The organism is Shewanella sp. 10N.286.52.B9, from assembly GCF_002873635.1.
GTDB lineage: Bacteria > Pseudomonadota > Gammaproteobacteria > Enterobacterales > Shewanellaceae > Shewanella.
The window spans coordinates 58,695-70,341 of record NZ_MCTY01000169.1 but is presented as its reverse complement, the minus strand read 5'-3'; the positions used below and the strand labels follow the sequence as shown (position 1 = coordinate 70,341).

General features: G+C 41.9%; 11 protein-coding genes. 8 read left to right on the top strand and 3 right to left on the bottom strand.

What is annotated here, in order from left to right:
* The first annotated feature begins 7 nt into the window (after positions 1-7).
* Together BCU91_RS10725 and BCU91_RS10720 are read left to right on the top strand one after the other, a co-directional pair.
* Positions 8-1,192: a SpoIIE family protein phosphatase gene (locus BCU91_RS10725; RefSeq protein ID WP_102439626.1), complete on the top strand. Its 1,185-nt coding sequence runs from the start codon at positions 8-10 to the stop codon at positions 1,190-1,192.
* A gap of 143 nt (positions 1,193-1,335) precedes the next feature.
* Positions 1,336-1,728 carry an ATP-binding protein gene (locus tag BCU91_RS10720; RefSeq protein WP_102439627.1) on the top strand — a complete coding sequence of 131 codons (393 nt, stop codon included), beginning with the start codon at positions 1,336-1,338 and terminating at the stop codon, positions 1,726-1,728.
* Between the two features lie 126 nt (positions 1,729-1,854).
* On the opposite strand, the gene BCU91_RS10715 is transcribed toward BCU91_RS10720, so the two are convergent.
* Positions 1,855-2,193, bottom strand: coding sequence for a cytosolic protein (locus BCU91_RS10715; RefSeq protein ID WP_102439628.1), 339 nt, complete (start codon positions 2,191-2,193; stop codon positions 1,855-1,857).
* A 537-nt stretch (positions 2,194-2,730) separates the two neighbouring features.
* On the opposite strand from BCU91_RS10715, the gene BCU91_RS10710 reads away from it, so the two are divergent.
* From BCU91_RS10710 to BCU91_RS10695, 4 genes are read left to right on the top strand one after another with little or no spacing between them, the layout of a single operon-like run.
* Positions 2,731-3,126: an STAS domain-containing protein gene (locus BCU91_RS10710; protein WP_076542877.1), complete on the top strand. Its 396-nt coding sequence runs from the start codon at positions 2,731-2,733 to the stop codon at positions 3,124-3,126.
* Between the two features lie 39 nt (positions 3,127-3,165).
* Positions 3,166-4,374, top strand: coding sequence for a polysaccharide biosynthesis/export family protein (locus tag BCU91_RS10705; RefSeq protein WP_102439629.1), 1,209 nt, complete (start codon positions 3,166-3,168; stop codon positions 4,372-4,374).
* A gap of 10 nt (positions 4,375-4,384) precedes the next feature.
* Complete coding sequence (locus tag BCU91_RS10700; protein ID WP_241904064.1) at positions 4,385-5,956, top strand: exopolysaccharide biosynthesis protein; 1,572 nt, start codon at positions 4,385-4,387, stop codon at positions 5,954-5,956.
* On the top strand, positions 5,911-7,191 hold the full coding sequence (locus tag BCU91_RS10695; protein ID WP_102519059.1) for a capsular biosynthesis protein: 1,281 nt from the start codon (positions 5,911-5,913) through the stop codon (positions 7,189-7,191). The genes BCU91_RS10700 and BCU91_RS10695 overlap by 46 nt, the downstream gene beginning before the upstream one ends.
* Before the next feature lie 65 nt (positions 7,192-7,256).
* On the opposite strand, the gene BCU91_RS10690 is transcribed toward BCU91_RS10695, so the two are convergent.
* Positions 7,257-7,913: an NAD(P)H-dependent oxidoreductase gene (locus BCU91_RS10690; RefSeq protein WP_102439631.1), complete on the bottom strand. Its 657-nt coding sequence runs from the start codon at positions 7,911-7,913 to the stop codon at positions 7,257-7,259.
* Between the two features lie 471 nt (positions 7,914-8,384).
* Positions 8,385-8,762, bottom strand: coding sequence for a hypothetical protein (locus BCU91_RS10685; RefSeq protein ID WP_102439632.1), 378 nt, complete (start codon positions 8,760-8,762; stop codon positions 8,385-8,387).
* A 377-nt stretch (positions 8,763-9,139) separates the two neighbouring features.
* Between BCU91_RS10685 and BCU91_RS10680 the strand changes: the two genes are divergently transcribed.
* Both BCU91_RS10680 and BCU91_RS10675 read left to right on the top strand, forming a co-directional pair.
* Positions 9,140-10,465 (top strand): oligosaccharide flippase family protein, encoded by a 1,326-nt coding sequence (locus BCU91_RS10680; protein ID WP_102439633.1) that lies wholly within the window; start codon positions 9,140-9,142, stop codon positions 10,463-10,465.
* Positions 10,466-10,475: 10 nt separating this feature from the next.
* Positions 10,476-11,534 carry a glycosyltransferase family A protein gene (locus tag BCU91_RS10675; RefSeq protein WP_102439634.1) on the top strand — a complete coding sequence of 353 codons (1,059 nt, stop codon included), beginning with the start codon at positions 10,476-10,478 and terminating at the stop codon, positions 11,532-11,534.
* The last annotated feature ends 113 nt before the right edge of the window (positions 11,535-11,647 follow it).

Genomic DNA, 11,647 nt, shown 5'->3' with positions numbered 1-11,647 from the left:
AATCGCCATGCAAAATGCTAATGCGTCAACGTCGACTATCTCCATCCTGTTAGTGGAAGACACATTCAGTGAACGCTATTACATTGCCAGTTTAATTCAAAGTTTTCAGCCGGAAAATGTACAGTTTGAGATGGTGCAATGTGAAGATGGCTTAACGGCACTGGAGAAGTGCCGTACCCAGCAGTTTGACTTAATTGTCAGCGACTGGCGCATGCCTAGGATGAACGGTGTTGAGCTGTGTAAAAGACTAAAGACCAAAACAGATCCCGGTTACTTCTTGCTTTTAACCGGTAACGATCAAACTCAAGACATGATTTATGCTATGGACTCAGGTGCTGATGATTACATTACCAAACCTTTTTTGGCCTCAGTATTAAAAGTCAAAATTCAAGCTGCAGTAAGGCTCATTCAAGCAAAAAAGTCGGTACTTGAAAGTAAGCAACAGCTGCAAAGTTTACTTTCTCAAAAACAGTCTGAACTGACCCAAGCTGCGATTTTGCAGCAATCCTTACTGCCAAAAAATAATTTAGCCTTCAATAATTGGACTATCCGACATTATTTTGAACCCGCAGAGGAACTTGCAGGCGATATTTTGCAATGCTTTGAAATTGATGAACAGTGGATAGGCTTCTATGTTATCGATGTATCGGGTCACGGTGCCAGTGCTGCTATGCTCAGTTTTACCCTCGCCCAAGGCTTATCACCCCAAAGGATGAACTGGCAGCAATCGCCAGAAAAGGTCATGAATGCCTTAAACAATCTCTTTGATGATCCTGGTAATTTGGGCCAGTTTGCCACTGTAATGATAGGTAAAATCAATATAAACACCCATGAATTACAACTGTGTAATGCAGGTCACCCATTACCATTAATCATTTCTAAACTCGATGTGCAAAGCATCGATGTGCCCACAGGTATGCCAATTGGTATTGATAAACACTGCCAATACCAAAGTGGTCAATACCAACTTTACCCGGGTGAGCAACTACTGCTGTTTTCAGATGGCGTGTATGAAGTTAATCATCCAAAGTTTGGCATGTTTGGCTTAGAGCGCTTAAAACAGCGCTGCTTATCAGCTAAAGCCATGCCAGCGGCGAATTTATTGAGTCACTTAAGTTACTTACTCAACCTTTGGCAGCAGTCGCAACCCCAAGATGATATGTCACTGCTACTATTTACCGCACCCGATTAAAAAGTTATAGCAATCATTGTGATGATAACTGTATGCCAATTATTGCTGATTATAGAGTTAGATTTAGAACGAAGATAAGCACTTAAATTAACAGCTTATATTTTTGAATTAACCCACAGTGACCCACAGCTTAAGGAGTTAATATGAATAACACTCAATTGAACATAAGCATCAATTCAATGACAGCAGATCAAGTTTATGACGAACTAGAACAGTTTTTGATCAGCAATAAGGTTGAGCCATTACAACGCTTCAAACTCATCAGTTGTGCACTCGAAGCCACCAATAATGTGCAACAGCACAGCGCTGATGACGCTGAAGATATTAAGCTGTTATTACAGAAAAACGATAACAAGTTGATTATTGATATATTAGATAACTCAAACTTTACCCCACTAGCCCCCCCTAGCACTTGTCCTAACAAACACAAAGCCAACGGCCGCGGCTTATGGATAATGCATCAATGGATGGATCAGGTGCAGCAACAGGCAACGGTATTAGGCACTCACTTGAGATTAAGTATAAACTTGGGCTAATGCTTTGGGCGGAATGTAAACCAATAGCGACACACCTTTGATAAGCATTAGCGATAACAACATAGTTAATCCAGCTTTGCATGGCTAAGGATGCCAATTCGCCGATTTCAACTTACTGAATAATGTTCAGTCCATTCGGGTAATAAAGGTTTGCTCGTCATCCACAAAAGCCACAAAGCCGCCGTGATAGATAAATACCCGACCACGCCCCTCAACTATGCAGGCAAGTTGTGGGTTCAAATCTTCTTCGTTATCCTGACGTTGAAAAGTGCCAGTATCTGTGATTACGCCGCTGAGTGCAGGCAAATATCCATAAGTGCGCTTGGCTTGATCAATCAGGTTCAATTCGCTGGCGGTTGAGAAGCAAAAGGGGATCGCACCAGCTTCTTCAATAAATAAAGTTTTAAGTTCTTCAAAAGCTGTAATCACCAGCCAGTCGATGCCGTTAACATGATGGATAAACATAGATTTTCTCGGTTATTCTAATGCGGATATTTTATCACTACTAGGAAAGAACCTAGTAGATATTTAGTTGCTAAAGTTATGTCCAGACATTCATAAACCAACTTGAAATACGTCTTTGCCCAAATACAAGTTAGCAAACACTCTATATCAAACAATCCATATCAAACCAAAGCCGTTTTATCGAAAATTCATATTATCTGTACTTAGGCTGACCCTTCCCTGCAATATAAACTAAATCAATACTGCGAATTGCAAATACTAGGTCGTGAAGTTGTAATCAGTGCTTTTGCATTCTGCAACGACATAGTTTTAAACCGCAATTAAAGCTTAGCAATAAGCAACACACAGCCAGACGACAGCAAAACAAAACCTCAAACCACTGATTAATAACAACTAAATAATTGGCACGCATCCTGCTAACTATAGATTAAGCAGAGGATAAATGATTAATCCACCCATTCAATTTTAGACGTCATTTATCTCATCACGATTTAGTTAATCAAAGTTAGCGCATCAATAGATGTTTAGGAGCAGGTTATGAAATTTGAAATCAAAGTAGCCCAACATGCAAGTGTAGTAACATTACCTATCAGAATGTTTATGGCTCATACCCCAACTTACCGAGCGGCACTGGTTGATTATATTGATAGAGGCCATACCCGCTTAGTTATCGACATGCAGCATTTAGAGTACATCGATTCAAGTGGCTTATCTGTGCTTATCTCCGCCCGTAATCAAGCGCTTAATTATCAAGGCAACATCGTATTACTGTCACCTAGTCCTGCGGTACGTTCATTAATTGAATTAACGCGCCTACACCATATTTTTGAGATTTTTGAAACTGAGGCGTTAGCGTTAGATTTTTTGCGTCATAGCAGTATTGTTGAACCCTCTGACTTTGATGAACAAATCATCTCAGAGTTAGCAAGCTAAGCAGGAACCACTAAATCACGGACGTAAAGGGGAACAGAAATGAACATATTCAAATCACTACTTTCTATCGCTATTATCGCAGGCTTAACCGCTTGCGTGACCCCTATGCAACCAGCTGAGCAAGATGTTTGTGATTTAGAGCAGCAACTCACTAGCTGCCATTACTTTGGCCAAAAAACGCCTTATAACAGAAAGGTCAGCGCTGTGACCTCAAACCATACGACTTTCCCTACTGCGCCAATTTTCGGTAATAAGTCGATGGTGGTTGATACCCAGCAAGCGTTGTCATTATCTGTAGGGGATAAAATTTCGGTAAAAATACTCAATGGTGATGAATTTAGTAAAGATGTGGAAGTAGATGCCGACGGCAATATCTATCTGCCTTATTTACCGCCAATTTCAGTTACAGGACTGACTCTTAATCAATTAAACAATCAAATCAGAAACATATTAATCGATGAAAATCTGATGTTGGCCCATGCGGTGCGTATCAGTATATTACCTATTAGCTGGGCACCTATTGAAATCACCACCTCTGGCGCAGTATTTGAGCCAGGTCAGCACATGATCAACAAAAAACTCCCCATTGAACTTAAAGATGATGGCAGTAACTTTGCTGGTGACCAAGCCATTCAGCGTAATGTAGCCGCCGCGGTGAAGTCTTCTGGTGGGGTGCGCCCAGATGCTGATATTTCAGCAATTAAGGTCATCCGTAATGGTCAGGTTTTCAATATGGATTTACGTGGTATGCTAACGGGAGAGAAAGTACCAAACATGACTTTAATGGCTGGCGATCATGTACATGTTCCTTCGACGCATTCATTTAATGATCAATTAGCCAGACCTTCTCAGTTGACAACACCAGGGATCAGGGTATTTATGTCAAACTTAACGCAACCTGCAAGTTCAAATAGTCAGTCAGCAGTAGACCGTGAAGCAACACGCTTTCCTTACGGCACCCGCTTGCTAAATGGCGCCATTGCGGCCAACTGTGTCGGTGGTGCCCAAACCACCAATGCCAGTCGTTACGTTATCCTAGTGACTAAAAATCCATTATCTAATCAAATAGATATTGTCGAACGCTCAATTGATGGCTTAATTCAAACGGCCTGGAATAATGAATCAAACCCAGTATTACTCCCCGGTGATGGACTTGCCTGTTATGACTCTCGCGTAACTAATATCCGTGAAATAGCCAGAACAGTAACTGAATTGGTCGTGCCAACAACCCTTATCGGATGGTTGTAAGGAGACAATAATGAGCCAAGGAAACTGCAAAAGCGGCAAAGGCGAACAGAGCCAGAAACAAGCAGACTCTGGGGCAGGGGCGCACACAAGCTCCAGTGCTGATACTGACGTTAAGCTTGAAAATGAAACCCAAAGCGCACAAAACACTGACATCGAAACAGAGCAAGATTACGCCAGCTTTTCAGAACTTGCCTATTTATATTGGATTAAACGCGCCACATTAGAAGGCAGCCACTTAACCCCTAAAGCCCGTAAACGCCTGTACATCAAAACAGCCTTGATATCACTGCTCATTGTCTGGCTGTTGGTGGCTGTTTTTATCGCGCTAACCCCCACCAAATACGAAAGTAAATGGGTGGTCATATTACCTGGGGTCGCAGCGGGGTCTTCCCTAAGCCTTGACAGCCTTGGTCAAGCAAGTAGCTCCAATAGCTCGCCTTATATGAGCTCGGCCATTGATCCAAGAGAGAATTTTAAAGCGATTTCCATGAGCAGCTTGCTGATGCAAACCGCTGCGTTTTATTTAAAAGTGCCTAGCAATGAAATACCAAAACCCAAACTTAAACTCCCCAGTCAAACGGGCTTAATGGAGTTTAGTATTAATGGCGCATCGCCAGAGCAAGCTCAAAAACGTGGCTGGGCTATGTATCGTTCTTTACAAGACATTCTTGATGATCTGCGTTTTGATGAAAATAGCCTGCGCGAGCGAGGTATTCAACGTAGCCTGAAAAGCTATAACGCCCGAGTAAAGCAAACACAAAAGCAATTACTGGATTTTCAATCTGAGCGAGGCCTAATAACCCTTGATCAGTTTAAAGAGTTAGCCATCACCATTGAGCGCTTACGCCATAGTAAAGTGACCCTTTCAGCGTCACTGCAAGGTTTAAATGCCAGCTATGAACTCTATGAAAAACACCTTGGCATTAATGACTCACAAGCTGCGATTTTACTCAAACTCAACAATGATAAGCTGTTTCAGCAGTTACTTGAAAAACACAACACCGCCAATACCACTTACATTGAAAATGCTGGGCGCTTGGGTCGTCGTCACCCGACATTAGTCACCCTAAAAGCAGAGTTAGACAGTATCTTCGATAGTATGAAGCAGCGCTTTAATACCATTATTGGATTTCAAGATGAGAAAATTTTAATGATGCTAACGGTGGATGATGTTGATGGCCGCGCAGTGATGATGCAAGAGTTCATTACCATAGCCTCAAAACGACAAGCGACGCAATCAGAAGTAGATTCACTGATCGCGCAAATTGATCAGTGGGAGCTACGCTTGCAGCACAGTAACGATGATGCCGCCAAGCTTGCAGATTTACAACGTGAACACCAGTTAGCCACTACGGTATTAACCTCTGCGATGGCAAAATTGGATGTGGGTAAATCAGATATCTACTCGGCTTACCCCATGTTGCAATTATTTTCGCCGCCGAGTTTAGCTCATTCTCCCAATAAATTAGCCAGCATACTAATTATCTTTGGTGGGTTAAGCGCTTCTTTCATGTTACTGCTAGGGTTGAGCATTTTATGGATCCGCAAACCATTGTTGCGCAAAATGTTGACGAAAAAATAATATACAACAGCATTGTTTATAGTTATTTATTTTGGCTGTTTGGTGCTTTATATGTCATTGCACCTGTGATTGCATGGGTGCTATTTGCACGCTTACTTTATAAAAAAATTTCAGGTCAGCAAACATATAGAATTAGCATCAGCCATTATGTATGGGTGTTTGGCATGTTGTTCATGCTTATTGCCTTAGTGGTCGGCCACCTCGATTTTGGCTTAGGTATTGGCAAATTAATTAAATCATCTATTGGCTGGGCCAAAGGCTGGGCCTTACTGGCAATATTTCCGCTTATTGGCTGCTTATCTATTCGGCCTGAAATTATTTATCGCGCCTGCTGCAGAGTCTGCAAACATACTATTTTGCTGTTCCCGCTGTTTTTAATTGCTTGGAAAGTTGGCTTGCCCAGCACCTTATATGTGTCGCCACTGAGCATTATTGGTGGCCCAGGGCCTGAGTTTTTCAGCGTCAGTTTATATGAAATCGACCCTGGCAGCGGCGTTCCCCGCTGGCGTCTGTTTACCCCATGGGCACCGGCATTAGGCATGCTAGGTAACTTATATTTTATTTTTGCCGTACAAGAAAAGGATTCACGTTGGAAAAAGTGGGGCATTGCAGGCAGTTTACTGATGGTATTAATGTCGCAATCCCGTCTTGGCTTGGTGTGTTATTTCGCCTTAATCGGCTTTTTCACCCTATTTAAACTTGTGCGCTCACCTTTACTGTACTTTTTACTTAGCCCGTTAATGTTACTTATTGGGGTTGTCGGTGAAGCAACTATCAACAAAATACAAATCAGTATTGCCGCCATAAAAGCTGCCCGCGCCGATTCAACTCGCGTTCGTCAAGCTTTGGCTGATATTGCCGTTGAAAGGTGGATGAATGAAGCGGTGATCTTTGGCCATGGTATCGTTGAGCGAGGGCCGCACATGGTGGAATACATGCCCATAGGCTCGCATCATACTTGGTATGGATTATTGTTTGTTAAAGGCGTTGTCGGCGCTGTAGCGTTAGCAATTCCGATGTTAGTCACCTTCTTGATATTATTGATCCGATTATTTAGTCAGCCTATGGCCAGAGTCGGCATGGCAATTTTACTGATGTTAAGTTTATATACCTTCGGCGAGAATTTAGAAATTCTAGCCTATTTATTTTGGCCGGGATTAATTGTATTAGGTATGACGCTGCGAGCTGAAGAGCCAGAAGCCGTACTCAAAAAAGCCGCTGCCTTGAAGGACTAATCATTGTGTTTTGTTACCTAAGTGGTAACAAAACACTGTCATCACAGCGGCTATGGCTTACGCCATTAAATAATTTTTATCACTTGATCAAATGCAAGACGCGACTTAGGTAAGCTGGCATTGTAATCTTCATCACTATGATGGTAACCGATAGCTAAACCAACATAGCATTCATAACCATCTAATTCTTCGGCAAAAATATCACCGATAAGTTTACTATCAACCCCTTCCATTGTGGTCGAGTCGATACCTAAACGGGCTAAAGTATGCAAGGTGTTACCCAGTGCAAGATAAGCTTGAGAGCGTGTCCACGCCTCGTTATTGCCCTGTGCATCGGTATTTAATTCAGCAAAAGAGTAACCACCAAAAGCTTGCTCGCGATTTTCAGGTTTTGTGCGACCATCTTCAATGCCCTTATCAACCACTTTGGCATAATCGTCACGGGTATAGTGAGGGTTATGGGCAAATAAAATAATATGAGAACAGGCTTTAGCATGGGGCTGATTGAACTGATATTTATTGGCGAAAGTGTCGTGCATTCTTTGTTTTGCTGCATCACTTTCAAGCACAATAAACTTCCAAGGCTGTGAATTAATTGAAGATGCTGAAAGTCGCATCGCCTCACAGATCACCGCTAAATCTTCTTTTGAAACACGCTTTGAAGGATCATAACGCTTTGCTGTATAGCGATTGTTTAAGTCTTCAATAATTGGATGTGTCATATTTACTGTCTCCACTTTCATTAATATTCCCGGCTTTCATCCACGGGAAATGCAACTGCCGAATGCCATAAGTTATAAAGTATTCAATAAAATCATTACTTTGCTTAGCTAAGCTAAATAAACTCAAAACAAATGCTTATTTAATAAGTTACTTTTAACTTTTTATGTAAAAAACTTTTATTAATTAAGCACTTTATATGGTTATAAGCTTATTTAACCCCGCCATAGCAAACAGAATTAAAATAACTTCCTAACGACATAAGAACGTTGATTATAGTCGCTAGGTCCCTATGCTTAAAGGGGCTAATAGTTGTTACATTATCAACAATTTTTTGGTAATAGATGATTAAACCCCATAGCATGCACAGCTATCACCCCTCTTTAAGCGCTAACCGCTAAAGTGACGCAGAAGTCAGCCCTTGATAAGAGCTGATAAAAATGGATAACACTCACATAGATAATGGCAGCTGGTTACTGAGATAACTTCTGCTGCACATACGCGCACCAAGCCTTAGAGTGTCGATTTGGCACATCAGTGTCGCCCCTTACACCTAACTTAAATTCAATCACCGACTGCCATTCATCTGAGCCTAAGTCAGGCCCATGACCTTGACCATCGCCTGAAATCAGTTGTTGATCTACTTGCTTAAACCAAGCTTGAGTACACAAGCTACTTTCAACTGCTGCAGTTGATTGCGCACTTGATTGCGCACTTGATTGCATAGTCGATTGCTCAGTTTGCTGCTTTGGCACATCTTGGCTACAGCCTGATAAAGTTAATCCAGCTAACAAGGTTAAGCTCGCTGGCAGCAAACCCATGCTCATCAATAAAGAGGTCGATTTGTTCATTTGTCCATCCTGTTAGTTTTGCCTTTCACTCACTTGCCAATACACGCTGGCACCACTATTAGCTAGAGTGAATAGCTAAAGTAAATAGCTAAAGTGAATAGCTAAATCAATCCTAAACGGGTTAACGCCATACATCAAAGCAAACCAATGAAAAGCGCTTTGATGCTCTCAGTTAAAGTATTGCAAACTGCAACGGCCCTATCTCAATTTGCTAAAACACCTCAGCAGCACTTACCCCGTAAAATAATAAAACCCAATTAAAACATACATATAAAAGTTGGCACGATAAGTGTAACTCCCCTTGTATGCAGTCAGCTAGTCCTAATTTGAATTTGCAAACAAGATCAAATTAGCTAACAAGATCAAGGGTACAAATAATGCAAACAACCACTAACTCACTAGGTCCTAAAACGACCGTCAATCAAATGCTGAATCAAGGCATTCGTACATTGGGTAAAAACCTAATGTGGTTGGCGAGTGCTCAGTTTAGTGGCCGTATTGTGAGATTAGCAGCTAGCGTGATAACAGCGAGATTACTGACACCAGAAATCTTCGGTCAAGTGGCCATTACCTTAACCCTATTTGAATTAATTTGTACTCCAACTCGCCGCATTACTTCAGCAGCACTTATTCGCATGAATGATACCGAGTTTAAAGACAACTTAGCCAGCGCCAATGTGATTAACTTCGGCGCCTGCCTTATTGCCTTTGCACTAATGAGTTTAATCAGCTTACCACTGGCTTATTACTACCAAGACAGCCAACTTGTTCTGCCTATCTTGTTTGTTGCCAGTAGTTATTTATTACTGCCATTTGGCATGTTGTACGCCACGGTGAACTTACGTAACAACAATATGCGTAAAGTGGCTAGCGCCAACCTTTGGCAAACCGTGGGCGATGGCATCTTAACTGCAATACTTGCACTGAGCGGCTTTGGCTTGTGGGCCATTATTATCCCTAAAGTGGTGATGGTATTGGTCTGGATTTACCTGCATAAAAATGGCAATCCGTTACCGACTTTTACCCAAAAAGCATCCGTTAAAAATGTTAAATCAATCCTTAGCTTTAGCATTCCGGTGAGCTCAAGCGATTTGATTAACACCCTAAGACAAAGCATTGATTATCTGGTCATTGGTTACTTCATGGGGGTTGAGGCTCTGGGGGTTTACTTCTTTGCTTACAACGTCAGCTTGGGGATCAGTTTAGGGCTAGTTCAAAGCTTTGGTACCGCGTTTTACTCGCACCTTTGTAGCGACGATAAAATCGCGAGCAATGTAGCAAATAGCCAACAAGTTGCTAAGCAGAAGTTTCGTCACAGTGTGATGGCCATTAGCGCGATTACCGCCCCTATCATCATCTTACAAACAACACTTGCGCCCCTTTACGTGCCATTTGTATACGGTGAGCAATGGTTAACAACCGATGCCATTTCAGTGTTCATCTTCTTATGTTTAAGCGGCCTTGTTCGCCCAATGGCAGAAGCCGCCAGTCAGTTATTACTTGCCCACGGCCATAGCCGTTTAAATTTCAAACTCAATTTAGCTATCACCGCTTTGTTAACCCTGGTGATCAGTGTTGCAAGTCAGTTCAGCTTAAGCACAGTCGCACTGAGTGTGATGGTGACTTACTTAATTATTATGCCTTGGCTTTGCTGGTACAGCAGCCGTATCTCATTTAATCAACCAACTGTTACAAACAGTTAAGGAAAACATTATGTCTCCTAGAATCTCAGTAGTAATGCCAGTTTATAACGTTGAACAGTTTGTTAAATCGGCTATTGAATCAGTATTAAAGCAAACCTATGACAACTTCGAGCTATTGATTGTTGATGATCGCGGTGATGATAATAGCATGCAAATATGTAAACAATTTATCGGCGATCCAAGAGTACATATCATCCGTCATCAAACCAACAAAGGTTTAGCAGCGGCAAGAAATACCGGCATCCGTCATTCATTAGGTGAGTTTGTGGCCTTTATTGATTCTGATGATTTATGGCACCCTGAAAAACTACAGCGCCATGTGGTGCATTTAGATAAGAACCCCAACGTTGGATTAAGTTTTTCACGCTCAAGCTTTATTGATTATCAAGGTAAGTTTATCGATTTTTATCAAATGCCAAAACTTTTTGACATTGATGCTGCCCATTTATTATGCCGTAACCCTGTAGGAAATGGCTCAGCGCCGGTTATTCGCCGCAGCACCTTAAACGACATACGCTTTCAGCCAGCAAGCAGTAAAAATCGCCACAGCTGCTACTTTGATGAGAACTTCCGCCAATCAGAAGATATTGAATGTTGGTTACGTATTGCTGCAACCACCTCTTGGGAAATTGAAGGGCTACCAGAGCCATTAACTTACTACCGCCTTAATCATGGTGGCTTATCAGCAAACCTTGAGAAGCAATATGCCTCATGGGAGAAAATGATTGAAAAAGCCCGTGGTTTTGCTCCTAAATTATTAAAGCAACATGAAGAGTCTGCTCGCGGGTTCCAATTACGGTACTTATCAAGACAAGCTATTCGAATCGGTGATGGCAGCGCTGCTGTAAAGCTGTTTAACCGCGCGATGAAAGCATCACCTAGCATTATAAGAAGTGAAACCTTTAAAACCGTCACCACCATGATTGCCGCATATGCGCAGTGGATAATACCTGCTTGGGGTTATATCGCTATCGAAGCTGTTGGGCAAAAATTTATCGGCATTTTACAAAAACTACGTATTTCACGTGACGGCGTTTCAAGTGAATTTATGCAACAAAGTAAATTGTAACCCGCAGCTCTTATCTCATCTTCCCTGTTCTGGCTTTGCAGTGCGATTCGCATTCTGCAAAGTCAGCTTTTTATTGCAAGCCCCTAGCTAAAAAACCACCGAAAAAAACAGTT

What these genes read in the sequence shown, in the direction of transcription:
- BCU91_RS10725 (WP_102439626.1), top strand. Translation starts at nt 8, where the DNA reads ATGCAAAATGCTAATGCGTCAACGTCGACTATCTCCATCCTGTTAGTG.
- BCU91_RS10720 (WP_102439627.1), top strand. Translation starts at nt 1,336, where the DNA reads ATGAATAACACTCAATTGAACATAAGCATCAATTCAATGACAGCAGAT.
- BCU91_RS10715 (WP_102439628.1), bottom strand. Translation starts at nt 2,193, where the DNA reads ATGTTTATCCATCATGTTAACGGCATCGACTGGCTGGTGATTACAGCT.
- BCU91_RS10710 (WP_076542877.1), top strand. Translation starts at nt 2,731, where the DNA reads ATGAAATTTGAAATCAAAGTAGCCCAACATGCAAGTGTAGTAACATTA.
- BCU91_RS10705 (WP_102439629.1), top strand. Translation starts at nt 3,166, where the DNA reads ATGAACATATTCAAATCACTACTTTCTATCGCTATTATCGCAGGCTTA.
- BCU91_RS10700 (WP_241904064.1), top strand. Translation starts at nt 4,385, where the DNA reads ATGAGCCAAGGAAACTGCAAAAGCGGCAAAGGCGAACAGAGCCAGAAA.
- BCU91_RS10695 (WP_102519059.1), top strand. Translation starts at nt 5,911, where the DNA reads ATGGATCCGCAAACCATTGTTGCGCAAAATGTTGACGAAAAAATAATA.
- BCU91_RS10690 (WP_102439631.1), bottom strand. Translation starts at nt 7,913, where the DNA reads ATGACACATCCAATTATTGAAGACTTAAACAATCGCTATACAGCAAAG.
- BCU91_RS10685 (WP_102439632.1), bottom strand. Translation starts at nt 8,762, where the DNA reads ATGAACAAATCGACCTCTTTATTGATGAGCATGGGTTTGCTGCCAGCG.
- BCU91_RS10680 (WP_102439633.1), top strand. Translation starts at nt 9,140, where the DNA reads ATGCAAACAACCACTAACTCACTAGGTCCTAAAACGACCGTCAATCAA.
- BCU91_RS10675 (WP_102439634.1), top strand. Translation starts at nt 10,476, where the DNA reads ATGTCTCCTAGAATCTCAGTAGTAATGCCAGTTTATAACGTTGAACAG.